At 45.1% G+C, this 22,734-nt stretch carries 25 protein-coding genes and 7 tRNA genes; 3 read left to right on the forward strand and 29 right to left on the reverse strand.

From position 1 onward, the window contains the following. The first annotated feature begins 6 nt into the window (after positions 1 to 6). The gene (locus tag ACWHAR_RS15360) at positions 7 to 525 is read left to right on the forward strand and encodes a hypothetical protein (RefSeq protein ID WP_032873014.1); all 519 of its coding nucleotides are present in this window, start codon (positions 7 to 9) and stop codon (positions 523 to 525) included. 329 nt (positions 526 to 854) lie between these two features. On the opposite strand, the gene ACWHAR_RS15365 is transcribed toward ACWHAR_RS15360, so the two are convergent. The 10 genes from ACWHAR_RS15365 to ACWHAR_RS15410 all read right to left on the reverse strand — a co-directional run bounded on the left by ACWHAR_RS15365 (position 855) and on the right by ACWHAR_RS15410 (position 4,626). Continuing rightward, complete coding sequence (locus tag ACWHAR_RS15365; RefSeq protein WP_032873009.1) at positions 855 to 2,360, reverse strand: P-loop NTPase family protein; 1,506 nt, start codon at positions 2,358 to 2,360, stop codon at positions 855 to 857. Then, on the reverse strand, positions 2,353 to 3,111 hold the full coding sequence (locus ACWHAR_RS15370) for a hypothetical protein (protein ID WP_032873007.1): 759 nt from the start codon (positions 3,109 to 3,111) through the stop codon (positions 2,353 to 2,355). Before ACWHAR_RS15370 ends, ACWHAR_RS15365 begins: the two co-directional genes overlap by 8 nt. Positions 3,112 to 3,341: 230 nt before the next feature. Further along, a tRNA-Leu gene (locus ACWHAR_RS15375) sits at positions 3,342 to 3,425 on the reverse strand. A 68-nt stretch (positions 3,426 to 3,493) separates the two neighbouring features. Further along, positions 3,494 to 3,575 (reverse strand) — tRNA-Leu (locus ACWHAR_RS15380). Positions 3,576 to 3,583: 8 nt separating this feature from the next. Further along, positions 3,584 to 3,659 (reverse strand) — tRNA-Lys (locus ACWHAR_RS15385). A gap of 33 nt (positions 3,660 to 3,692) precedes the next feature. Next, a tRNA-Gln gene (locus tag ACWHAR_RS15390) sits at positions 3,693 to 3,767 on the reverse strand. A gap of 11 nt (positions 3,768 to 3,778) precedes the next feature. Then, positions 3,779 to 3,853: transfer RNA gene (locus ACWHAR_RS15395), tRNA-Glu, on the reverse strand. A 19-nt stretch (positions 3,854 to 3,872) separates the two neighbouring features. After that, positions 3,873 to 3,963: transfer RNA gene (locus tag ACWHAR_RS15400), tRNA-Ser, on the reverse strand. Positions 3,964 to 3,966: 3 nt separating this feature from the next. Further along, positions 3,967 to 4,041: transfer RNA gene (locus tag ACWHAR_RS15405), tRNA-Asn, on the reverse strand. 135 nt (positions 4,042 to 4,176) lie between these two features. Next, positions 4,177 to 4,626, reverse strand: a complete 450-nt coding sequence (locus ACWHAR_RS15410; protein ID WP_029326211.1) for a SprT family protein — start codon at positions 4,624 to 4,626, stop codon at positions 4,177 to 4,179. Positions 4,627 to 4,725: 99 nt separating this feature from the next. On the opposite strand from ACWHAR_RS15410, the gene cmpA reads away from it, so the two are divergent. Then, entirely contained in the window at positions 4,726 to 4,839 is a 114-nt protein-coding gene (gene cmpA / locus ACWHAR_RS15415; protein WP_003156164.1) for a cortex morphogenetic protein CmpA, read from the forward strand. Between the two features lie 9 nt (positions 4,840 to 4,848). Here the strand turns inward: cmpA and ACWHAR_RS15420 are convergent, their stop codons facing one another. The 14 genes from ACWHAR_RS15420 to acpS form a co-directional block, all read right to left on the reverse strand. Continuing rightward, complete coding sequence (locus ACWHAR_RS15420; protein ID WP_032873005.1) at positions 4,849 to 7,008, reverse strand: Tex family protein; 2,160 nt, start codon at positions 7,006 to 7,008, stop codon at positions 4,849 to 4,851. Between the two features lie 72 nt (positions 7,009 to 7,080). Continuing rightward, positions 7,081 to 7,683, reverse strand: coding sequence for a PP2C family serine/threonine-protein phosphatase (locus tag ACWHAR_RS15425; protein WP_007410234.1), 603 nt, complete (start codon positions 7,681 to 7,683; stop codon positions 7,081 to 7,083). Continuing rightward, positions 7,683 to 8,471 carry an RNA polymerase sigma factor SigB gene (sigB, locus tag ACWHAR_RS15430; RefSeq protein WP_032873003.1) on the reverse strand — a complete coding sequence of 263 codons (789 nt, stop codon included), beginning with the start codon at positions 8,469 to 8,471 and terminating at the stop codon, positions 7,683 to 7,685. The genes ACWHAR_RS15425 and sigB overlap by 1 nt, the downstream gene beginning before the upstream one ends. Further along, positions 8,437 to 8,919, reverse strand: coding sequence for an anti-sigma B factor RsbW (gene rsbW / locus ACWHAR_RS15435; RefSeq protein WP_007609591.1), 483 nt, complete (start codon positions 8,917 to 8,919; stop codon positions 8,437 to 8,439). The genes sigB and rsbW overlap by 35 nt, the downstream gene beginning before the upstream one ends. Further along, positions 8,916 to 9,245, reverse strand: coding sequence for an anti-sigma factor antagonist RsbV (gene rsbV, locus ACWHAR_RS15440; RefSeq protein ID WP_003156176.1), 330 nt, complete (start codon positions 9,243 to 9,245; stop codon positions 8,916 to 8,918). Before rsbV ends, rsbW begins: the two co-directional genes overlap by 4 nt. A 63-nt stretch (positions 9,246 to 9,308) precedes the next feature. Further along, positions 9,309 to 10,316, reverse strand: coding sequence for a PP2C family protein-serine/threonine phosphatase (locus ACWHAR_RS15445; RefSeq protein WP_007609589.1), 1,008 nt, complete (start codon positions 10,314 to 10,316; stop codon positions 9,309 to 9,311). An 11-nt stretch (positions 10,317 to 10,327) separates the two neighbouring features. Next, positions 10,328 to 10,729: an anti-sigma regulatory factor gene (locus tag ACWHAR_RS15450; RefSeq protein ID WP_003156178.1), complete on the reverse strand. Its 402-nt coding sequence runs from the start codon at positions 10,727 to 10,729 to the stop codon at positions 10,328 to 10,330. A gap of 2 nt (positions 10,730 to 10,731) precedes the next feature. Next, positions 10,732 to 11,097: an RsbT antagonist protein RsbS gene (rsbS, locus tag ACWHAR_RS15455; RefSeq protein ID WP_003156180.1), complete on the reverse strand. Its 366-nt coding sequence runs from the start codon at positions 11,095 to 11,097 to the stop codon at positions 10,732 to 10,734. A gap of 4 nt (positions 11,098 to 11,101) precedes the next feature. Further along, a complete protein-coding gene (locus ACWHAR_RS15460; protein ID WP_003156182.1) occupies positions 11,102 to 11,923 on the reverse strand; it encodes an STAS domain-containing protein in 822 nt (273 codons plus the stop codon). A 117-nt stretch (positions 11,924 to 12,040) separates the two neighbouring features. Next, the gene (ndoA, locus tag ACWHAR_RS15465; protein WP_003156187.1) at positions 12,041 to 12,391 is read right to left on the reverse strand and encodes a type II toxin-antitoxin system endoribonuclease NdoA; all 351 of its coding nucleotides are present in this window, start codon (positions 12,389 to 12,391) and stop codon (positions 12,041 to 12,043) included. Positions 12,392 to 12,396: 5 nt separating this feature from the next. Beyond that, complete coding sequence (endB, locus tag ACWHAR_RS15470) at positions 12,397 to 12,678, reverse strand: type II toxin-antitoxin system antitoxin EndoAI (protein WP_003156188.1); 282 nt, start codon at positions 12,676 to 12,678, stop codon at positions 12,397 to 12,399. A gap of 119 nt (positions 12,679 to 12,797) precedes the next feature. Further along, positions 12,798 to 13,967 carry an alanine racemase gene (alr, locus tag ACWHAR_RS15475; protein WP_032873001.1) on the reverse strand — a complete coding sequence of 390 codons (1,170 nt, stop codon included), beginning with the start codon at positions 13,965 to 13,967 and terminating at the stop codon, positions 12,798 to 12,800. Between the two features lie 116 nt (positions 13,968 to 14,083). Then, entirely contained in the window at positions 14,084 to 15,091 is a 1,008-nt protein-coding gene (locus tag ACWHAR_RS15480) for a LolA family protein (protein WP_032872999.1), read from the reverse strand. A gap of 164 nt (positions 15,092 to 15,255) precedes the next feature. Next, positions 15,256 to 15,621, reverse strand: a complete 366-nt coding sequence (gene acpS, locus ACWHAR_RS15485) for a holo-ACP synthase (RefSeq protein WP_007609580.1) — start codon at positions 15,619 to 15,621, stop codon at positions 15,256 to 15,258. Between the two features lie 92 nt (positions 15,622 to 15,713). Here acpS and ACWHAR_RS15490 point away from each other — a divergent pair, with 92 nt between their 5' ends. Next, the gene (locus ACWHAR_RS15490) at positions 15,714 to 16,313 is read left to right on the forward strand and encodes a rhomboid family intramembrane serine protease (RefSeq protein WP_032872997.1); all 600 of its coding nucleotides are present in this window, start codon (positions 15,714 to 15,716) and stop codon (positions 16,311 to 16,313) included. Here the strand turns inward: ACWHAR_RS15490 and ACWHAR_RS15495 are convergent. From ACWHAR_RS15495 to ACWHAR_RS15515, 5 genes are all read right to left on the reverse strand, one after another. Continuing rightward, the gene (locus ACWHAR_RS15495) at positions 16,310 to 17,776 is read right to left on the reverse strand and encodes a PH domain-containing protein (RefSeq protein WP_032872995.1); all 1,467 of its coding nucleotides are present in this window, start codon (positions 17,774 to 17,776) and stop codon (positions 16,310 to 16,312) included. The two genes, ACWHAR_RS15490 and ACWHAR_RS15495, sit on opposite strands and share 4 nt — an antisense overlap. Continuing rightward, positions 17,766 to 18,245, reverse strand: coding sequence for a PH domain-containing protein (locus tag ACWHAR_RS15500; RefSeq protein WP_032873159.1), 480 nt, complete (start codon positions 18,243 to 18,245; stop codon positions 17,766 to 17,768). Before ACWHAR_RS15500 ends, ACWHAR_RS15495 begins: the two co-directional genes overlap by 11 nt. A 115-nt stretch (positions 18,246 to 18,360) precedes the next feature. Next, positions 18,361 to 19,845 carry a degradosome RNA helicase CshA gene (gene cshA, locus ACWHAR_RS15505; protein ID WP_032872993.1) on the reverse strand — a complete coding sequence of 495 codons (1,485 nt, stop codon included), beginning with the start codon at positions 19,843 to 19,845 and terminating at the stop codon, positions 18,361 to 18,363. A 330-nt stretch (positions 19,846 to 20,175) separates the two neighbouring features. Next, positions 20,176 to 21,546, reverse strand: a complete 1,371-nt coding sequence (locus ACWHAR_RS15510) for a UDP-N-acetylmuramoyl-tripeptide--D-alanyl-D-alanine ligase (RefSeq protein WP_032872991.1) — start codon at positions 21,544 to 21,546, stop codon at positions 20,176 to 20,178. A 76-nt stretch (positions 21,547 to 21,622) separates the two neighbouring features. Then, on the reverse strand, positions 21,623 to 22,708 hold the full coding sequence (locus tag ACWHAR_RS15515; RefSeq protein ID WP_032872989.1) for a D-alanine--D-alanine ligase: 1,086 nt from the start codon (positions 22,706 to 22,708) through the stop codon (positions 21,623 to 21,625). Positions 22,709 to 22,734: the final 26 nt, after the last annotated feature.

The following is a 22,734-nucleotide window of genomic DNA, read 5'->3' on the forward strand; positions in this document are numbered from 1 at the left end:
GTAAGAATGTTTTATATACAATCATTAATTCTCAAGCCAAATAAGAAGATAAAGGATCTTTCAGTCTTAAAAAAGAATGTTAACGATTACTTTGTCCCCCTTAACAATATAGAGGGACTAAAGAGCATAAAACCACAGTTAGACTCTTACTATTTATGTGGGGCGATTATTTTAAAATATGGTGAACAAGATTTGCTTGATGTCACTATGTGGGACTTGGTTGACCAATTGTGGGCTTATTTTTTAAATCTAATTGAAGAAGCTATTGAAACGGGAAAAAGCGAAACTTATTTTCCAGATCAACCCCTTCTATTGAAAATGAAATCAATATCGAATGATATGTTGTTATTTGAAATTGACCAAAAACAAAAAGTATTACTACCGAAACTTGATTTTTTTGAATCACTTTTAAAGAATGCGAAAAGTTTCTTTGAAACTATGAATTTTGTTTTAGAAGAAAACTGTGATTATGAGTATGAACTTAATAAGATCGATGAATTGCAAACCAAAATTAAATGTATGTGAGGTTAAATGTGAATTACTCTGGAGTGAAAAAGTTCTTTGAAGAGAATAAAAAATATTCAATTCTTACTGAAAGCGTCACTGATAAACAAACCTTTTTCATGGTTAGCATCCACGCATTTTCTTATTTTATCCATCAAAACAAAAATTTTCTGCTGAAAAATCCCTTTAGGGCATTGTTCAGCTGCCTTTTCTTATGGTTATTTATTCTCTCACAAATAGCACAAGATAGTGGATAAAAAGATGAAGAGTAGCAACTTGCCTACTCTTCTTTTTAAATGGGAAATATTTAAGATAGAGGTTGGGTTTTCCGACCCACTCACCAATATAAATTACATCCAAATAGCTTGCCCAACAACACTTTTTATTCGACCTAACCAGTGGTCTCCAATTCTCTCTAATTCTAGTATTTGATCATCATTCGCGTCAGCTAAATCCCCAACTGTTTTGAAGTTACTACTCTCTAAAATTTCTATTCTTCTAGAAGTTAAGCCATACGGATATGCATTTGATTTTTTAAGCACAGAGATTGGTTTTTCTAAAATCCCTAGAGACCCATTTCCTTTTAATTCAGGAAGAATTATATTATCTAATACACCTCGTTTATATATTTGAGGATATTCCTTTTCTATACTATTCCATTTTTTGAATAAATCCGTCGTGAGTCTATTCCCCGGGATAACTTCCAACAAACTTGATAAATTCAAAATATACCTAGTTCCTCTTCCACCACTTTTCATTGCTCTGGATGAATCTCGTTTTACAATAAAACCAGCATACTCCATTATTTCGAAAAGTTTTTTTAGCCGTTCAATTACATCTCGATGAATTAAACAAGAAGGACCATACCCCGGCCTGTCCACAAAGTAACTAACTTCTTTATATAACGTCTCTGTAAGCTCTCTAGTAGGCCTTATTAAGGGTTCATATTTTCCAAGCTTCGGTTCTAATTCTTCAAGTAAGGGCCAGTAGTATTCTGTTGCTAAATGTTTTAATGTTGCTTCAATTTCACGGAGCCCAATTACTTCATGTTCTTCCGATATTTCAATAATGTGATTAATTGCATAAATAAATGCTCTAACATTACCCGTAACTGCTCTACCAACAAATCCCGAAAAATCCTCAATAGAAACTTTTAAGAACTCTTGAAGCGAGGAATTTGAATACCGCCTTTCTAATATTTCCTTAAAGAATGACGTAAAAGATGGGTTTTCCTCATTCCGTGAAATATCTATTACTGTTGCATCATTAAGCAAATCAAATCTAGAACCGAACTCTGTAACACCTGGATAAATAGTCGCTTTACATGAAATAGTATTGCTTGATAAAGTTCTGAAGATATCAAAAAATTCTTTTAAAGATGTTTCTCTACCTATATGTGCAGCATCATCGAAAAACAGTATTATACGTTTTTCAATTTTCTCAGATAGATTCGTAAGTTCACTTTGAATAGTCCCGATCTCTGAAGCAGGACTGAAATCATCAACAGGAATATCTATATACTTGTCAATAGCAATTCTTATTTTATCTATTAGTAACTTACAAAATATATCTTCATAATCTTTCCCTTCTGCCCTAAGTAAGGGAAGGTGCCTAACGCTCACATAAACTCCCAGAACATTTTCAGAGAGATCTCCTTCATTCGATCTAAAATAAGCTTCTTTTAATAATGCACTTTTTCCACTTCCTCGCCCTCCCCTTATAAGTACCGGTCCATGAGCTATTAATTTTCTTATAATTTTATTTTCGTACTTAGAAAAAGTATGATATTTACGAAACTCTTCATCTGGAAAATCTTCTGCTGCCAATATTAATTTGCTATCAAATAAATCACTCATAATGATTCTCCACCCAATTATATAATTTTTGATAGATTACAAAAGCGTTATCATAAGGCAAACGACAAATACAAGAGTCTATATAATGACTAACAAGTCCAATAATAGAACAAAATTTCACAGCATCTAATAATAATTCGACTACAGTTGATTTATCATATATTATTTCTGGTTTAATCAAAAATTCACTATGTACCCCCTTGGAAAGGGATGAATAAATTTTAGACGATCGTGTTCTTAAAAACTCTGTGAATTTATCTGGGTCAACTGAACTTCGGTAATAATCTAATGATTCATCATCTTGAATGGTCTCATCATCAATCAACATCTGATAAGCAGGATTCCAAAATGTATCACCATATGCATCTCCAAAGAGGCCTCGCCCTACCTTTTGAAATTCTTTATCTGGGTTCCATATAGCACCGTTTGATTTTTTTTCAAAAACATCACCATTCCAATTTATCGCTCCACTTGATTTCTTACCAATACTATAGCTATCTAAAGATTGAATTTTGTGCACGTAAATCAATCTAAAAGGATCAAATCTTCCTATTAAAGCTGAACATGAAGATTCCAATATGTTTCTTGCATAAAAAGGGCCTAATAAGGTCAAATCATCACTATCATTAGTTAGCAAAACATTAATTCTTGTTTCCATGTTTTTTATATTATTAAAGAGTACATCATACAGACTTTCAATTGATTTATGTTGAGCATAGTCACCACAAATCAATCTTGCTAGATCATCCATAATTTCATAAATCCTCCATGTTATTTTAGATCAATTCTACCACAATTGAGGTTAAATGAGGATGACCTTCATTTCTAATTTATCTCTTCTTGTTTCTAATCGTCTATTACAAAATAACCGAATTCCAAAGGAAGTTTACTATGTGGTTAATGATAAAATTTTCTACAGGGTTGCATTTTATACATAAAAAAATAATACCAAAGGTAGTTAAACCCTTGGTATTATTGAGATGCGGCCGAGAGGACTTGAACCTCCACGGGTTATTCACCCACTAGGCCCTCAACCTAGCGCGTCTGCCATTCCGCCACGACCGCGTGCTATGAAGCTGTCTTTCCACTAAGCATATAAGCTAGTGATGATGATCAGCACTTTGAAAATAAAGTGCGGGTGAAGGGACTCGAACCCCCACGTCGTAAGACACTAGATCCTAAGTCTAGCGCGTCTGCCAATTCCGCCACACCCGCGTGACAAGTGGTGAGCCATGAAGGACTCGAACCTTCGACCCTCTGATTAAAAGTCAGATGCTCTACCAACTGAGCTAATGGCTCGCTCTAAAAGTGAATCAAAATTTTTAAATAAAATGGCTGGGCTAGCTGGATTCGAACCAACGCATGACGGAGTCAAAGTCCGTTGCCTTACCGCTTGGCTATAGCCCAACGAAGGTAAATGGTGACCCGTACGGGATTCGAACCCGTGTTACCGCCGTGAAAGGGCGGTGTCTTAACCGCTTGACCAACGGGCCGTCTGGTTGAGAACTTATCTGGCGGAGAAGGAGGGATTTGAACCCTCGCGCCGCTTACGCGACCTACACCCTTAGCAGGGGCGCCTCTTCAGCCACTTGAGTACTTCTCCATATGGCTCCACAGGCAGGATTCGAACCTGCGACCGATCGGTTAACAGCCGATAGCTCTACCACTGAGCTACTGTGGAATAATCAGACTTTCTTTATTATAAATGATGCGACATATTGTGTCAAGAAGCAACATTTATTTTTTTGAGAAAGTGTCGTTGTCTCTCAACGACTTTTATAATTTAACATAGAACATTAAAATGAGTCAAGCCTTTTTAAAAAATTCTTTTGATTTTCCCTCTGCATTTTCCGCAGGCATATCTTTCCGGGTTCATTGCCCGCTTCTTTATATACTGTTGGCCGCAGGCCGCGCATCTATACATATATGTTTTCTTTTGTGGCTTTTTGGTTTGCAGCGGCGTGCAGAATCTCGGCGCTCCGACTTTCTGAAGCAGTTCTCTGAAGTCCTTGTCTCTGTGCTTGTACCCTTTTCCTTCAAGGTGAAGGTGGTAATGGCACAGCTCGTGTTTAATGATTCCTTCCAGCTCGCTCTGCCCGTGTTCGAGAAGATATTTTCGGTTTAATTCGATGTTATGGGAAGACAGCATGTACCGCCCGCCTGTCGTTTTCAGCCGGTCATTGAAAAAGGCCCGGTGACGGAACGGTTTTCCGAAATCTTGTGCAGAGATGTCTTCCGTCAGCTTTTGAAGTTGTTCGTTATCCATAAGTGCACCCCGCTTTAAAAACATTGAACGGGACAATTCACCGTTCGCATACAATGAGTTAAAACCGACCTCTAACTAAAAGCTGAGGAGGAATGAGCCATGCCGAATTGGCTGATGAAACAAATGCAAAAAGCGTTTTTAGAAAAGGACAATTACCAAATCAAACTGCTGAACCAGTGCTGGTATTTCTACAGAAAAAAACACTGCTCGTAAGCAGTGCTTTTATTTTACCATAGACAGCGACACTCTGCCTTTTTGCACGTCCACCCCTTCGACCCATACGGTGACGATGTCCCCGACCGATACGACGTCGAGAGGATGTTTGACGTATTGATTGCTCAGTTTTGAAATGTGCACAAGCCCGTCCTGTTTGACGCCGATATCGACGAAAGCTCCGAAGTCTACAACGTTGCGGACGGTGCCCTGCAATTCCATTCCTTCCTTTAAATCCTCAAGCTGCAGAACGTCTTTTTTCAGCAAAGGCTTCGGCACTTCGTCACGAGGATCTCGCTCCGGCCTTGTCAGCTGCCCGCAAATATCCGCAAGCGTAATTTCCCCTATACCAAGCTCTTCAGCCGTTTCAGACAGCGGCAGTGCGCTTATTTTCTCTTTTGCGTCCGCGCTTCCGATCTGATCCGCAGTGAGCTGCAGTTTTTTGAGCAGCGCCTTTGTCTCTTTATAGCTTTCCGGGTGTATCCCGGTGCGGTCGAGCGGCTCCGGTCCCCCAGGCACTCTCAAAAAGCCGATGCACTGTTCATATGTTTTTGCGCCGAGACGCGGGATTTCTTTCAGCTCTTTGCGATTTGTAAATTTTCCGAGCTCTTCCCTTTTTTTAACGATATTACCGGCAACGGTTTTGGATAACCCGGCTACATATTGAAGCAGCGCGGCTGATGCTGTATTGACATTCACCCCGACTTGGTTGACGACGGTCTCTACGACAAAACGGAGTGATTCATTTAAATGCTTTTGGCTGACATCATGCTGGTATTGTCCGACGCCGACGGATTTAGGATCAATTTTCACAAGCTCGGCCAGCGGGTCCTGCAACCTCCGCGCGATGGAGACGGCGCTGCGCTCTTCGACCTGAAAATCCGGAAATTCTTCACGGGCGATTTCTGACGCGGAATACACGCTTGCTCCGGCCTCATTGACGATGACATAATAAATGTCCCGCTCTGTTTCTTTCAGCACATCAACGACGAATTGCTCTGTCTCCCGTGATGCCGTGCCGTTTCCGATCGCCACAACCTCGACTTCGTACCGGTCCAGCAATTCTTTGATTTTTTTCCGGGCTTCCGCTGTCTTTTTTACGGGAGCGTGCGGGTAAATGACGTCGATTTTCAGCACTTTTCCCGTCTCATCAACAACTGCCAGTTTGCACCCCGTACGGAAGGCCGGATCGACGCCGAGCACAACTTTCCCCTTCATCGGCGGCTGCAGCAGGAGCTTACGCAGGTTTTCAGCGAAAATATGAATCGCCTGCGCGTCTGCTTTTTCTGACAGCTCTTTGCGGATATCGCGCTCAATAGCCGGCTGGATCAGACGTTTGTAACTGTCCTCAATGGCTTCTTTCAGCGTTTCTTTCACAGGCGTTTCACGGTGTTTGATGATTTGCTTTTCTAAATAAGCTTTTATCTGATCGGCGGGCGGTTCGATCGCAATCTTTAAAATGCCTTCTTTTTCACCGCGGTTCATCGCAAGCACTCTGTGAGGAACGACCTTTTGGATCGGCTCTGCGTACTCGTAGTACATTTCATAGACGTTTTTCTCGTCATCTGCGGCTGACTTGCCTGCCGCGGAAGTGAGAATTCCTTTTTTATACGTTTCCTGGCGAATCCACTTTCTGAAATGAGGATCATCCGAGATTTGTTCGGCTATGATGTGCTTCGCGCCTTCAATGGCCTCCTCTCTTGAAGCGACTTCTTTTTCTGCACTGATATATTGATCAGCGATGTCGTGAAGGCGGTTTTCTTTCGGGAGAGAAAGAATATAGTCCGCAAGCGGTTCAAGGCCTTTGCTTTTGGCGACGGTGGCTTTTGTTTTCCGTTTTTGTTTGAAGGGACGGTATAAATCCTCGACTTCCTGAAGCTTGACCGCTTGTTCGATTTTTTGCTTCAGCCCTTCCGACAGCTTGTCCTGCTCAGAGATCAATCTGATGACTTCTTCTTTCCGCTGCGTCAGGTTTTGTATGTATTGCCACCGCTCGGAGATTGCCTGAATCTGCACCTCGTCCATTGAGCCGGTCTGCTCTTTTCGGTACCGCGCAATAAACGGGACGGTATTGCCGTCTTCCAGCAGGCGGATGACACTTTCGACATGTTTTTGGGATAACGCTGTTTCTTCAGCAATTTGTTTTTTCAAAAGGGCTAACGTTTCCATATCACAAAAGCCTCCATCTCTTCATTCTTTCTCTAGTGTATCAAAAAACGGCGGAACATAAAAAAAGCAGCCTTACGATAAAAGCTGCCCTAGAATATAGGTCAAATCATCACGTCTGGATGTTGTGTACGGATGAAGTGATTTTGATATATCTTCTATTGAGTGTCCCTGCTTTAAGCAGGTGCGGATATGCGGAACCTCAAGCCCATCCGTGTAGATGATGAACCTCGCCCCTTTTTCGTATGATGACGTATACGTTTTGTATCTTTGCGGTTTGCCTGAGAGGTAACCCGAAATCGGCAGCGGATGAAAGACTTCGCCTGATGGGGAGTGCAGGAAGAAACGGACATTGCCGATCGAGCAGTATGTCAATTCCCTTTTGATGAAATTGATTTTTAAGATGGAGGCAGTCGCCCCTCTTTTGTTTTTCATCGCTTGATTGCAGCGCTCAATGATGCTTTCCACATCCTCATCCGCATACGTTTCCACGATGTCTTTAATGGCTGACGAGGATTCGTTGGCAAGAGATCCGCTGCCGAGACCGTCCGCTACCGCGCAAACTAATTCTTCTTCATTCGCCTTCATAAAAAAGCTGTCGCCGCATATGGACTTGCCTTCTTTATTTAATTGGTATACAAGAGTTTGAACATGTTCATTTTCTTCAACCTGAATCATTACATTAGCTCCATGGAGGGATCTCCAATCAAGGCCTCTCTCAGTTTTTTCACCGCTTTCCGCTGCAGGCGCGAGACGTGCATTTGAGATATTCCGAGAATGTCCCCTGTTTCTTTTTGGCTTTTATTTTGCACAAATGTTAGATCGATAATCTGTTTTTCGCGGTCGGACAGCACATGAAGCACGCTTTTGAGCATCATCTGCTGGTTGACGCGTTCGTATCCTTCCTCCTGCGACCCGACGATATCTAAAATTGTGACGGTGCTTCCGTCCGCATCCGCTTCGATGCTGTGATCGACAGACAGCGCCTGATAGCTTTTTCCCATCTCCATCGTTTCAAGCACTTCCTCTTCTGACACATCGAGAAAGGCTGCGATTTCTTCGACTTTCGGCGACCGCTGCGTCTCTGTCGTCAGCTGATCCACCGCCATTTTAATGCGCGGCCCGAGTTCTTTAATCCGTCTCGGGACGTGTACGCTCCATGTTTTATCTCTGAGGAAGCGTTTGATTTCGCCGATGATGGTCGGAATCGCAAATGCTTCAAAGGATTTGCCGACCTCGGGATCATACCGTTTAATGGCTCCGAGAAGTCCGATCATCCCGACCTGGCGGAGGTCTTCATGAAAGCTTTTTCCTTTTGAATATTTCTTTGCCAGCATTTCGACGAGATTGGTATACACCTCGACGAGTGTTTCCTGGGCTTCTTTATTATCATGTGTTTGAAAGTCGCGTATGAGCCGATCAACTTCATCTTTAGTTAGTTTCGTAGTTTTTGATGGTTGTGCCATGATCAACTCGCTCCCCATTTAAATACTTTGTCATCGCCACGGTTACGCCAGAGTTGCTTTGAACTTTGACTTCATCCATGAGCGTTTCCATTAAATACAGACCGAGCCCTCCTTCTGACAATTGATCGACTGTGTGCGAAGGTGTGTACGGCCCGAGATCCTGCTGCTTCTGATCAAAATCAAAGCTGTCTCCCTGATCGGCGACAATGACCTCCAGCCGATCCTCAAACACACCGAACCGCACGGATACTTCTCCCTTATTTTCATCATTGTATGCATGCTGGACAGCGTTTGTACAAGCTTCGCTGACAGCGATTTTTAAATCTTCAATGTCATCATAGGTATAGCCCATTCTGCTTGCGACACCTGATAACGTAAGCCTGACGATTCCTACATATTCCGGTTCAGCCGGAATTTTCATCTCTATATAATCAACTGATGTACTCATTGCACGCCACCTTCTGACTTTGCCGAAATGTCGATGATGTCCTTAAGCCCCGTAATTTCAAACAGACGGACGAGCCGGTCGGAAAGATTCTCAAGCTTGAGAGAGCCGCCTTCCTTGCTCACCGTTTTAAACACGCCTACAAAAACGCCTAAACCCGTACTGTCCATATAATTTACATCTTTTAAGCAGATTCTCATGTCCTTCCCCTCGTTTGCCAGGGGCATCAGCTTTTCACGAACCACCGGAGCTGAGTATACATCGATTTCTCCAGCGATATTGATTTGTATATCTGAAAGATTCTCCTTCATATCTACCGTTAAATTCATCGTATCACCTCTGAAAGTTATCCTTACTCGTGCTAATGGCTTTTTACCCGTGCTGCTGTTTTTTTAAACCTTTCTTTTCAAAACAATTAACGTAAAATCGTCATGAAGCTGAAAGTCCTGGAGTCTCAGCAGGCTGTCGTAAATATTTTTGACCATATCCTGCGCGGAGCAGTCCATATGTTCTTCCAGCATGCGCTGAATGTCACTGCGTTCTAAGAAACCGTTTTCGGTACGGCATTCGGTGACGCCGTCAGAAAAAAGAACGATCATGTCTCCTTCGTCCATGTGCTGTTCATATTGGCTGTAATCAAAATCCTGAGAAATTCCCAGCACCAATCCTTTTGCCTCCAGATCATAAAACTTTTTTTCTTTTTCAGAGTAGTAGAAGCCCGGTTCATGCCCCGCAGAGGCATATGTAAATTGGTGATTTTTCGTATTGTAGTTTGCGTAAAACATGGTGATAAACATGCTTGAGTCCACGTTCTGTTCTACAACGCGGTTAAGATTTTTCAGCACTTGGGAGGGGTGAATGCCGGTCTCCGGAAGAGAGTCCATGGCATACTTGATCATCGACATGCACAATGCGGCGGGTATTCCTTTTCCGATGACATCGGCTATCGCGATGTTAATCGATTCCTTGTCTTTGACAAAGTGATAATAGTCCCCGCTCATCTGTTTGGCGGGGACGCTGATCGCCCCGATATCCAGATCTTCTTCTTCAGGAATTTTTGTGCCAAGCAGCGTCTGCTGAACATTTGCGGCAATTTCAATTTCTGAACGAAGCTCCTGCTGGATATCTCTCAGACTTTGATGTTCCTGATAAGCCATCCCGTAGCCAATCATGACTTCTATTAAAAAATCCAGCGAATGAAAAACATCTTCCGGCAGATCCGGATACAGTTCCTTTACTACTTTTCGGTGGATGCTGATGATCTCCTCCGGAGGAACCTGATGTTCAATCGTTTTTCGGCTGAATTTTTGGGCTTGATATAAAGATGTTTCTGTTAATTCGGCTATATATCGGCTAAGCAGCTGATGATACCGCTGCTCTATAACCTCCCTGAAATCCACGTTCTAACCTCCTACCGAAGCCATTTCACGGCTTGAATCTCTGTTCCTTCCTCTGCAACAGATTGCAGGCTGAATTCGTCCATCAGCCTTTTGACGCCCGGAAGGCCCGCTCCCAGTCCGCCTGACGTTGAAAAGCCGTCTTCCATCACTTTACGGATGTCGGGGATTCCGGGTCCTTTGTCTTCTGCTATAATTTTAAGGCCTTTTTTCCCTCTGTCGTTTACTTGTTCTATGCTGACCTGGCCCTTGCCTGCATATAAGTAAATGTTTCTGGCCAATTCTGAGATAGCCGTCGTGATTCTGGCCTGGTCCACCGTGCCGAAGCCTAATTCCTTCGCAACGTTGCGGCCAAGCTGTCTGGCGGCTACGATATCCCATTCTGTCATGATTTTCACACAGGATTGGTCGTTCATCGCTATTCCCCCAATTCCCGCTTCAATGTCTCAAGCCCTTGCTCTAAATCGAGCGCTGTTTCAATTTCCTCAAGTGAGATTCCGAGTTCAATCAATGTGACCGCCACAGCAGGCTGAATTCCCGTCAATACGACCTTTGCGCCCATCAATTTAGACATGGTGATGACATCGCCGAGCACTTTCGCGATAAATGAATCGATCATGTCAACGGATGTCAGGTCAATGACGACCCCGTTTGCGCCGGTTTCATAGATTTTGTTCAGCAGATCTTCTTGAAAATGCAAAGCTGTCTGGTCGTCAAGTTCCCATTGGATGGATACCAATAAGCAGTTATACAGTTTCAGGATCGGGATTTTTGGATGTCTCACAATGTTATTCCCCCAATGAAACGATTTTTCGATTTGTCATTTCAAGCGCTGTTTGAATTCCTTTTTGAAGGGTATTCTTCGTAATAACCTGCGACAAATCAATTCCCAGATTAACGATCGTCTGCGCGATTTCCGGACGGATTCCGACGAGCAGGCATTTCGCGCCGACAAGCCGCACCGCTTCCGATGCCTGAATAATATGGTGCGCCACCATCGTATCAACGACCGGCACGCCCGTGATATCAATTAATACAACCTGTGAACGGTGCTTTACGACGCCGTTTAACAGATTTTCCATAATGTGCTTTGCACGCTCCGTATCAATCGTCCCGACAAGCGGCATGACCGTTACATGCTCAAATACCGGGATCAGCGGAGCCGACAATTCCTGAAGCGCGATTTTTTGCAAAGTAACCGTCTTTTCCCAGGAGATAGAATACTGATTTAAAATTTCCGTGTTGATCGGATTGAAAAAGCTGTCTATTTCCAAAATCAAATCTGCTCTGTCCTGATCGGCCATATTAAGGTCGACCATCGTTTCGTAAAGCAGTTTCCAAAACTCTGACAGGGTGGCTGAAAGAAGTTTCAGTGACAGGCCGAGCTGAACGGCGCGCAGTGCGAGTTCACTGATCTGCTCTTCCGTAGCCTCGTCATTTTTAGTCGATAATAAAAGAATGTCTATATAGTCTTTACAAATATTTTCACATATGTGATTCGTAAGCTGATAGTCTTCCTGATTGCCTACTTCTTTTAGTTTGGCTGTCCAAGTATCAAGCAGTTCATCATGCTGATCAATGATGAACTGGTACACTTTCTGATTCGACATGGGTTTCACTGACCTCCCGACACAAAACAACAAATTTTGTTTGATTATCTCTTTATTATAGCGCTTATGTTTTTCGAAAACAAAAAAAGTTGCTCCATATGAGCAACCAAAATATGACTAAAAATCAATGAGTGCCAAACTGATTTGCAAGGCTTCATCAACCTTATCCATCATTTCATCATCCAGATGAGTTATTTTATCCGTTAATCTTTGCTTGTCAATCGTCCGAATTTGCTCCAGCAAAATAACGGAATCTCTTTCAAAACCGTAGCGTTTTGCATCAATTTCGACGTGGGTTGGTAATTTCGCTTTCTGTATTTGGGCTGTTATGGCTGCAACAATAGCAGTCGGGCTAAAGCGATTTCCGATATCATTTTGGATCACTAAAACCGGGCGTACGCCGCCTTGCTCTGAGCCAACAACAGGAGATAAATCAGCAAAATAAACATCGCCGCGCTTTACAATCAAAATGATTATCCTCCGCTGACTAAGCGCTCAACGGTCGTTTCTGCTTCGCACTCAGCATAGTGAGCCTCAGAAGAGATATTCAAGTTGATTTTCGCCATTTCCATATACCCGCGTCTCATCAAATCACGGTTATGGCGAGTTGTCCGTTCGCTGACATACGCTCTCACTGCTTGTGATATCAGTTCGTTTCTGCTTCGTTTCTCCCGCATCGCTACACCATCCAATTCAGCTACTAAGTTTTCAGGCAAGCTGATTTTCATTTCGGTTCTTGCGCTGGATTCAGACAAAAAACATACACCTCCACCAAACTTACGGATACGACCAATACATCCATCCAGACATAATGATACCATTATTCAAACGTCAAGCAAAGCTGTTTTATAAATTCTCTTTTTCCGGATGACGGCTACTTGTTTGTATTATCTTGCAGTAAAGGATTTCTTACTTCCATTATACTCTCATTTTCCAAAAACATACGGGGAACGCGGGAACTAATGGTACAAGGGACCTCGTAATTAATCGTCTCAAGCCGCCCTGCGATTTCATCCATCGTGATCGTTTCTTCCTTCTGGCTGCCGATCAGGGTGACTTTGGTGCCCGGCGGATAAGATTGATCTAATTCGACCATCAATTGATCCATGCAGATTCTTCCCGCGATGTTCATCCGTTTGCCTCCGATCAGCACAGACGTGCCGCTCAGCTTGCGGAGCCACCCGTCCGCATAGCCGATGGGGACCGTTCCGATCCATTGATCCTTCTCTGCCGTATATGTTGCGCCGTAGCTGACGCTTTCCCCTTTGCGGATCTTTTTCACATGGGATAAAACAGAGTGCAGCGCAAAAGCCGGTTTTAAATGAAACGGAATTTCGCTTTGGATGTCAGCAGAAGGACGAAGCCCGTACATACTGATGCCGAAACGAACCGCGTTAAAGAAGCCTTTTTTAAGACGAAGTCCGGCAGCGCTGTTCGCGCAGTGCACCATCAATTCTTTTAAAGGGAGCGGAGCGATCAATTTTTTAAAGCGGTTAAACTGGAAGAGGAAATAATCTCTGTTTTTCTCATCCGCGGTAGCAAAGTGGGTGAATACGCCTTTACAGACTAAACCGGGATTTTGGCTGAGGATTTTTAACACGCTTTGGATTTCTTCCTCCGTTTTGACTCCGAGTCTGTTCATGCCGGTGTCGACTTTCAGATGAAACGGCACTGTTTTACTTCCGAGGTGGCGCGCAGCTTCCTGAAGCCATTCAACAGAATACCCCGTGAGTGTTACGTCATACTCGGCAGCTGCTTGTACATATTCGGGCGGCACGGCGCCAAGCACGAGAATCGGCGCTGTAATGCCCCGTTTCCTCAATGAAATTGCTTCATCCAGTATGGCTACGGCAAGACAAGAGGCACCCGCTTCAAGCGCGGCTTTCCCAACTTCCAAATCTCCGTGGCCGTAAGCATTCGCCTTTACAACCGCCATGAGATGGACGTTTTGCCCGATGTGTTTTTTCATATGCGTGACATTTTCTTTAATCGCGGACAGGTTGATTTCCGCCCACGTTTCTCTGTAAAAGGATGCTGTGTTCATTCGATACACTTCCTAGCATTATTTTCAATTCATATTGTTATTATCATACTAAAATTATTCTGCAAAGTGAAATGGAATCAAAAAAGAGACCGACAGCGGCGGCCTCTTTTTTGACGTTATTTTGACGACTGTCCCTGCATGCTTTTGGCGGCGGCCACCATTTCATCTTTTGTCAGATCCTGTGATGACAGAAGGTAATCCACTCCGTCATATGTCCACGTTAAAGACGCATCAGATAATGCGGCCACCGTGAAGCCGAGATTAACCGGTTCGCCTTTCAGCGTGACGGCAGAGGCGGCTTTTGCGATATGGGCTTTTTCTTGAATAAGGGTGAATGATTTTTCTCCGCCGTAAGTCATGACGATCCGTTTGCCGTCCGCCGTTGAAATATCTTTCTCTTCAAGCTTTTTGACGCCGGCCGGCACTTGAAGCGGTGTTTTGACCGCAAATGAATCAGACGGCTTGGCGCTTGTGGCGACGTCCATCTGGGAAAGCGTCATATTTTTCTTCTCGTCAAAAGAGTCTTTATCAAACGGCTTGTTGAATTCAAAGCTTTTGAATTCGACTTTCACCATCACTTTCCGATCTGTATCCATGACTTTGACGAGCGATGGGCTCATGTCCTTTTTGTTGAAAGTGATTTCCTGAGTCGGCAGCATTTTGTTGTGCTGATAGTTTGTTTTTGTTTCAAACGTGTACTTTTTATCTTTGGCGGAATAGACGGCGTCTTTGTCATGCTGCACGTCCTTTACAAGTGACTCAAACAAATATACTTGGCTGCTGTTATTCGGCCAGTCGCTTTGGAAGCGGAAGCTCTTATTTAGAGACGGCGTGAGGACAAAGACTCCGTTGGCGTTCCGTAAGATGACTTGGTTTTGGTCTTTTTTCGGATTTTCCAAATAGACCCGGTACAGGGAAGGTTTTTTATGCCAGATTTCCACATTGTATACTTGCGGATCACTCCCCGTTTCGATGGTCATTTTGGCTTTCGCTTTGTACGAGGTGTATTCCTTCGCCTTCTTATCTAAACCGTTCACGATATCTTCCTGTGATTTTTGGCCGCAGGCCGAAAGAATAAGGACGGCAAGCAGTCCCGTTAAAAGCAAAACAAAGCTTTTTCTCACCTTTTTTCAACCCCTTCTTCTCAATTGATGTAAAGGGAAGAAATCGCTTGTTTGACTTTAACGGTACGCCCTGAACGGACGGACGCGTACCATAAAAGCCTCAAACAACTTGTCTCCCTTAATGCACTATCAAATATATGAAGGGGTTCCGGCTAATATGCAGACTAGCGTGACAACCTTTCAATCACGACCTGTGCCGCGGCGTATTCTTTTGTATGGGTAATGGAGACGTGAACCGCCGCGCCGTCAAGCTTGGCGCAGGCCAGCACAGGCTTTCCCGCTGTGTCGTTTCCGGTTTCAATATCCTGAAAGCTGAGCTCTTTGCCGATACCTGTGCCGTATGCTTTCGAAAAGGCTTCTTTTGCCGCAAATCTTCCCGCGAGAAATTCAATTTTCCTTTTGTCCGACAGCAATGTAAAACGAGCGTATTCAGCCTCCGTCAATATTCTTTGCGGAAACCTCGCCTGCCGGCTGAGCATGTTTTCAATTCTGTGCAGTTCAACGATGTCGATTCCGATTCCGAAAATCATGTGAATTCCTCCTAAAAGTCCGTACTAAAAAACGGTTTATGTCATAAACGTGTTACTATATATGTAACAAATCAGATGCAAAGGGGCTTGCGATGTTTATACGAACGGAAAATTTCCAGACTTTTATCAGACGTTATCCGGCCGTCAGCTGTATTTTGGCGCTGCAGGCGTTCTTGTGGCTGTTTTTCAGTATGCCGCTTCATTCCGTCATGATGTGGTCAGATGCTGTGACCGGCTATAATTACGGCGTTTCCTCGGGAGAATGGTGGCGGCTGGTGACACCGATGTTTTTACACGCGAATTTCACTCACCTTTTGTTTAACTCCATGTCTCTCTTTTTATTCGCGCCCCCGCTTGAGCAGATGCTCGGAAAAGTCCGTTTTCTGATTGTGTACACTGCATCGGGCATCATCGGCAATATCGGCACGTATCTTGCCGAACCGCTTGATTATGTGCATGTCGGCGCATCCGGCGCGATCTTCGGACTTTTCGGCGTGTATGTGTTTTTGACTGTTTTCCGCAAGGAGCTGATCGGCCGGGATCAGTCGAAAATGATTATGACCCTGCTTATCATCGCGGTACTGTCGACGTTTATCAACTCTAATATTAACATTATGGCGCATTTGTTCGGACTGGCAGGCGGATTTTTGCTTTCCTTTTTATGCGTGCAGCAAAAAAAGCGGCGGTATTAACCGTCCGCTTTTTCATATGAATACCAGCGCCCGATGCGTTCGGCATCTTCCTCGCTGACATCCTTCAGCATGACATGCTCCATGTGGTGAGCTGATTTCACTGCGGTAGCCACAGATGCGAGCCGCCTTCTTTTTTGCAGAAAGGAACGGCTGACTTCAAACATCTGCATTCTTCTTCTCAGCATAATCGTGGTCGTCTTCCCGACCAGCCTCGTGGTGATCTGAAGCCTGCCGCCGTTTATGCACCATGACGCTGTCCTAAACGAGGCATATCCAAGCACCATTTCGACGGGAAGCACAAGGAGCGATGCATATCCCCACGGTTTAAACAGAATACAAAGCGGGATGATCACGAAAACCGAGAAGATTATGGATCGGAATAAATACCGGCGCAGCGCCCTTTTCGGCAAATGATTCCGGTTTTCTTCCAGCACGTAATCCGGTGTGAAACCGTTCAGCATCACTCCGAGCTTTGATTTGCGGATGATCGGAAACAGAATCGTCTGTGCTCCTTCTTTCTCATTCCCCGCACTGCCGGCGCTGACAATCGCAACCGTCGCGTATCCGAATAATTGCCTGATCACATTTTCTTTCATTTTAATGGCTTGGATTTTACGGAGCGGGATCGTCACTTGATGTTTTTCAATAATTCCTCTGGTAATGACCAATTCGTGTTCTTTTTTTTCTATCTTAAAGTTGGCATGCTTGATCATCATACCGGCGATGCTTAACAGCCATGCGATGAACAATCCTATGAAAATGATCACGGCGTATATGCCGATGCTCGCATGCTTGAGAAAGGAGAACCTGTCATAGAGCCAGTCCATCGGAAGTACTTCATCAATCTGAGAAAAGAGGGCGAATACCGCTGAGATGATGACACCGATTCCCCCGGATGTTGAGGCGGCCATAAGCAGCTCACCTACAGACAGGCGGTAAACGGATTGCACATCTTCCCCGCGCATCGGCTCCTGCTCCGCTGCGGTCTCCCCTCGTTCTTCTTGCTCCGCTTTTTGCTGAAAAACAGCCGCTCTGATCCGTTCCGCCTCTTCCACAGTAATGGCGGATAAGACAGCCTCGGCGTTTTTCCCGTCGCCGGCCGTTTCGATTTGAAGCTTAACAAGCTTAAAAAGCTGCTGAATGATGCCGGCACTCGTATTCATTGATTGAATCCGGTCAATGGAGATGTATCTCTTTTTCGTAAAAAACAAGCCTTCTTCAATTCTGAATTCTCCGTCCTCAATCCGGTATGTAAATTTTCTCCACTCGATCACACTAGCCGTAATCAGCCAGATAAGCAGGACGGCGAGCGCAATGCCTCCGTAAAAGCGGATGAAGTGGTTGGAATTAACAATATAGACGAGAAAAAATGGCAGAATAATGTTTTTAATGGTTTCGATAATAGTATGGAATAAGTTCAAAATCACGGCCGCCGGATGCAGACGTTTCGGCTCAGACATCATCTTCCGTCACCCTTGCCAGACGGGAAATGGAATCCCTCAGCCGGTCAGCTTCCTCCATATCAAGCGCCGGAATGGAATGAACGGTTGCCGCCGTGGAGATTTTGACTGAGGCCAGACGGTACCTTCTGAGGAGCGGGCCTTGTGAAGTATCTACGTGCTGCACCCTCACCATCGGCACAATGACCCGTTTGACAATAAAAATGCCGGATTGAATATCAATTTCATTTTCATGGACTTCATAGCGCCAGATCCTGTGCCTGATTTTCGGTATGGCATAGATGGATATCACTGAACCGAAGATCCAAATGATGCCGAGGACTCCGGTGATCCAATACGGCCAATGGAAGAAATGGCTTAAAACAGCTGCTGCTATAACGGCCAGAAGACAGAAGGCGGACAGGATGATTTCCTGAAGACGCCAGACTTTTAAGCCGCTTGGACTGATTCGATTTTTTGGCTGTGCTCTCAACATACCTACCTCCCATTTTTTATCATACATACAAATACGGCTGATTTGCAAAAAAGATTCACTTTCCGGCATATCAAAAAAAGCGGACCCCGTAAAAGGGTCCGCTTCCTGTGTCTTAGTATGATTTTTTCTGGCGTCTGTCACCTGAAGAACGGCGGTCGCTTGAGCGTTTTTTATCGTAGGAAGAACGGTTGTTGGTTTTCCCTTTGCCGCCGCGGTAGCCGCCGCCTTGGCCTTCTCTGCGCTTAGAAGTACGCTGGTTTTTATAGCGTTTGCTGACCATCGGCGCTTCATCAGTGAGGCGTACAGGCGTGCTGTCCGGCTCTTTTGTCGCCATTTTAATGGCTGCAGCCACAACTGTCACTGCATCATGATCTTCTAACAATTCCGCAGCTGCCGTCATGTAGAAGTTCAGGTTGTTTTCGCTGATCGCCGTGCGCAGACGGTCAACCGTCATCTGCTGCTGACCTTCTAATGCTTCGTCAAGCGTCGGCTCTTTCATGCGGTCCATTTTGCGTTTTGTCGTTTGTTCGATCGCGCGAAGCATGTTTTTCTCACGCGGTGTGATAAACGTCATCGCCATACCCGTTTTTCCTGCGCGTCCCGTTCTTCCGATACGGTGAACGTAGCTTTCAGGATCTTGAGGCACGTCAAAGTTGTAAACGTGGGTAACGCCTGAGATATCAAGTCCGCGGGCGGCAACGTCAGTCGCTACAAGCACTTCGATCGCACCTTCTTTAAATTTACGAAGCGCAACCATACGTTTCGCCTGCGTTAAGTCGCCGTGAATTCCTTCGGCCGCATATCCGCGAAGGTTCAGGGCTTCAGCAAGCTCATCGACACGGCGTTTCGTACGTCCGAATACGATCGCAAGTTCCGGAGACTGAATGTCAAGAAGACGAGTCAGGGTATCGAATTTTTTGCGTTCCTGCACTTCCAAGTAGAACTGCTGAATGTTGGACACAGTCATTTCTTTCGCTTTTACTTTTACGTGTTCCGGCTCAGTCATGAAACGCTCTGCGATCCGTTTGATCGGCGCAGGCATTGTTGCTGAGAATAAGAGCGTTTGGTGCTCGCTCGGTACATTTGAGAGAATGGATTCAATATCATCAATGAATCCCATGTTCAGCATTTCATCAGCCTCATCCATGACAACCGTATTCACGTTGTTTAAACGGATCGTACGGCGGTTGATATGGTCAAGAAGACGCCCCGGCGTACCTACGATGATATGCGGGTTTTTCTTCAATGCGCGGATCTGACGTCCGATATCCTGTCCGCCATAAATAGGCAGCACTTTCGCACGCTTATCTTGTCCGATTTTATATAACTCTTCAGATACTTGAATGGCTAATTCACGGGTTGGCGCGATTACGATTGCTTGAATATTAGGAGACTCGGGGTTCATTTTTTCAACAAGGGGTATACCAAACGCAGCTGTTTTACCTGTACCTGTTTGCGCTTGTCCAATGACGTCTTTATTTGAAAGTCCGAGCGGAATCGTTTGTGCCTGAATCGGCGTTGCTTCTTCAAACCCCATACGATTAATTGCCTTCATGAGATCAGAACTTAATTGAAAATCTTGAAACGTTATAGTCAAATTATTCAAACTCCTTCTAATTGCTGTTTCAGTAATGTCGTGATTTACCACTAAAAACCGCCCTTTCATCCAAAGGACAGGATCATACGTATACAAAGCCCGAATTACTTTACGTTTAATCTTACCATTACACTATGTGTTTTTCAATAAGGCGAGATGGTCAGGCGGCCGGAAGCGGCCTGACCGAATTCTTCCCGCGAACGAGGCCGGCCCCCGCGCCGGACGGGATTTCCCAGCCGGCGGTCTTTCTTTTTCATACGGACAGAATTATTTCACCCTGAATTAGTTTCTTCATTTTTGTATATTTTTATAATGCTGATCAGTATTTTTTCAGTTCTTCTCTAATAAATCTTTAACGATTTCTTCGAGCTTCATACCTCTCGATGCTTTAAACAGAAGGAGATCGCCGGAAGCGGCCATTTCCTGTATGGCGTGAAGCAGTTCTTTTTTGTCAAGATAATGGCTGACGCGCCCTTCTTCAAAATGCCGGCGCGCTCCGTCAGCGATGAATGCGCCGAGTGTGCCGTAAGTAAATACATGGTCGATTTCCGCCGGATTGACCGCAGCTCCGCATTCTTCGTGGAATGCTTTTTCTTCATCACCAAGTTCAAGCATATCACCGAGCACGAGCATTTTCTTCCGATAGCCTTTCATCGTTTCAATTAATTCGACCGCCGCTTTCATTGACGTCGGGCTCGCATTATACGCGTCGTTTACGATCGAGATGCCGTTGTCCGTTTTGACCAGTTCCAATCTCATCCCCGTCACCTTCAGGCGGCTCAGTCCCAGAGCGGCATTTTCCGGCGTAATGCCGAAATAGATGCCGGCGGCGTATGCGGCCATGGCATTCATCACATTATGTCTGCCGAGAACGGGAATAAAGAAAGAACGGTCGATCCCGTCGATATTAAAGTACGTGCCTTCTTCCGCCTGTTTTATTTCTTTCAGGCGGAGATCATTGTCCGCGCCTGCGCCGTATGTCGTTGTCCGGCAAGTGTACGCCTTTTGGCGGAGCAGCGGCTCATCCCCGAAATAAAACAGAACGCCGTCTTCCCGAAGTCCGTTTATAATTTCAAGTTTCGCCTCCGCAATTCCTTCTCTTGAGCCTAAATCCTGCATGTGGGATTCGCCGATATTGGTAATGACGGCAGCTTCCGGTTCAGCAAGACGGCTCAGAAAATCAATTTCGCCCCTCGCGCTCATTCCCATTTCTAAAACGGCGATTTCTGTATCTTCAGGCATGGCAAGCACAGTCAGCGGCAGGCCGATATGATTGTTGAAATTGCCGGCGGTTTTGTGAACGCGGTACTGCGTGCCGAGAACGGCGTGAAGCATGTCTTTCGTTGTCGTTTTTCCGTTGCTCCCGGTCACCCCGATAACCCGTGTGCCGAGCTCTTCCAAATAAGCTTTTGCCAATGTTTGCAACGCCTCCAGCGTGTCATCGACCAGGATGACAGCACGCTCTTCCGGCGGATTCGGTTCAGAGCGGTCCCACAACACCGCGGAAACGCCTTTTTCGAATGCTTGCGGCACAAAGGTGTGGCCGTTAAAATGCTCGCCTTTTAAAGGAATGAACAGCTGATTTTTTTCCAAAGTCCGCGTATCGGTTGCGGCGCCCTCAATCATTGTTTGTTCAAATACGGGATTTGTCAGTGTGCCTTTGACCATGTCTGCGATTCGCTTTACAGTTCGCTTTATCAAAGGTGGCACCTCGCTTTCTGAAAATGTTGTCTGTTACGGGAAAAGACACTGCCCCTTCAGGCAGTGTCCGTCTTCATTAAAATGTATGTTTAATCAGCTGTTTTTCGGCATGGCGTTCTTTTGCCAGCTCAACCAGCTGTTCGATCAGATCACTGTAATCTACGCCTGCTTCTTTCCAAAGCAGCGGGAACATGCTGAATGGCGTAAAGCCCGGCATTGTGTTCACTTCGTTAATGAGCACTTGCCCGTCATTGGTCAGGAAGAAATCGGCGCGGACAAGGCCTGATCCGTCAATCGCTTTGAAGGCTTTAATCGCCATTTCGCTGATTTCCGCATATTGTTCATCCGTCACTTGCGCGGGAATCATTAAATCCGTGTCGCCGTCTTCATATTTCGCCTTGTAATCGTAAAAGTCGGTTTTCGGCGCGATTTCACCGACGGCGGAGCATTTCGGTTCGTCATTTCCGAGTACGCCGATTTCGATTTCTCTTCCGGCGATTCCTTCTTCCACCACAATTTTCCGGTCATACTCAAAAGCCAGTTCGAAGGCTTTTTCAAGCTCTTCACGGTTTCGGCATTTGCTGATTCCGACGCTTGATCCGAGGTTCGCCGGTTTGACGAAGCACGGATATCCCAGCTCCTCTTCAACCTGCTGTAAGCAGCTGTCCGGCGTCTGTTTCCAGTCCTTTTTTAAGAAAGCGGCGTACTTCGCCTGCGGAAGCCCCGCTTGAGCGAACAAATGCTTCATGATGACTTTATCCATGCCGGCTGATGATGCAAGCACTCCGTTGCCGACATAAGGAACGTTCAGCAATTCCAGCAGACCCTGAATGGTGCCGTCTTCACCGTTCGGTCCGTGCAGAAGCGGAAATACGACATCGATCGTCGCCTTTTCGTCAGGCGACGCTTCAGGAAACATTTCCCGGTTCAATGCTGATAGAGCAAAACTTTCACCGTTTTGTTCCAGCTGAAGCATTTTCACGTTGGAAACCGGCTCAGTCAGCAGCGGGCCTCTTTGCCATTCTCCTTTTTCAGTGATGTAAATCGGATGTATATCAAACTTCTCAGTATTAAGCGCTTTTGTTACAGCTAATGCTGTCTGCAGCGATACATTGTGTTCGGCTGACTTTCCGCCGTACACCAATCCTAGACTTGTTTTCAATGGATATTCCCCCCACAACAATTCAT

It is taken from the genome of Bacillus sp. LR--39 (assembly GCF_053613335.1).

What these genes read in the sequence shown, in the direction of transcription:
- ACWHAR_RS15425 (WP_007410234.1), bottom strand. Translation starts at nt 7,683, where the DNA reads ATGATTCAGGTTGAAGAAAATGAACATGTTCAAACTCTTGTATACCAA.
- acpS (WP_007609580.1), bottom strand. Translation starts at nt 15,621, where the DNA reads ATGATTTTCGGAATCGGAATCGACATCGTTGAACTGCACAGAATTGAA.
- alr (WP_032873001.1), bottom strand. Translation starts at nt 13,967, where the DNA reads ATGAACACAGCATCCTTTTACAGAGAAACGTGGGCGGAAATCAACCTG.
- ACWHAR_RS15495 (WP_032872995.1), bottom strand. Translation starts at nt 17,776, where the DNA reads ATGATGTCTGAGCCGAAACGTCTGCATCCGGCGGCCGTGATTTTGAAC.
- cmpA (WP_003156164.1), top strand. Translation starts at nt 4,726, where the DNA reads ATGCCGAATTGGCTGATGAAACAAATGCAAAAAGCGTTTTTAGAAAAG.
- ACWHAR_RS15460 (WP_003156182.1), bottom strand. Translation starts at nt 11,923, where the DNA reads ATGTCGAATCAGAAAGTGTACCAGTTCATCATTGATCAGCATGATGAA.
- ACWHAR_RS15490 (WP_032872997.1), top strand. Translation starts at nt 15,714, where the DNA reads ATGTTTATACGAACGGAAAATTTCCAGACTTTTATCAGACGTTATCCG.
- sigB (WP_032873003.1), bottom strand. Translation starts at nt 8,471, where the DNA reads ATGGCACAACCATCAAAAACTACGAAACTAACTAAAGATGAAGTTGAT.
- rsbW (WP_007609591.1), bottom strand. Translation starts at nt 8,919, where the DNA reads ATGAGTACATCAGTTGATTATATAGAGATGAAAATTCCGGCTGAACCG.
- ACWHAR_RS15420 (WP_032873005.1), bottom strand. Translation starts at nt 7,008, where the DNA reads ATGGAAACGTTAGCCCTTTTGAAAAAACAAATTGCTGAAGAAACAGCG.
- ACWHAR_RS15360 (WP_032873014.1), top strand. Translation starts at nt 7, where the DNA reads ATGTTTTATATACAATCATTAATTCTCAAGCCAAATAAGAAGATAAAG.
- ACWHAR_RS15365 (WP_032873009.1), bottom strand. Translation starts at nt 2,360, where the DNA reads ATGAGTGATTTATTTGATAGCAAATTAATATTGGCAGCAGAAGATTTT.
- ACWHAR_RS15410 (WP_029326211.1), bottom strand. Translation starts at nt 4,626, where the DNA reads ATGGATAACGAACAACTTCAAAAGCTGACGGAAGACATCTCTGCACAA.
- ACWHAR_RS15450 (WP_003156178.1), bottom strand. Translation starts at nt 10,729, where the DNA reads ATGAACGACCAATCCTGTGTGAAAATCATGACAGAATGGGATATCGTA.
- ACWHAR_RS15370 (WP_032873007.1), bottom strand. Translation starts at nt 3,111, where the DNA reads ATGGATGATCTAGCAAGATTGATTTGTGGTGACTATGCTCAACATAAA.
- rsbV (WP_003156176.1), bottom strand. Translation starts at nt 9,245, where the DNA reads ATGAATTTAACGGTAGATATGAAGGAGAATCTTTCAGATATACAAATC.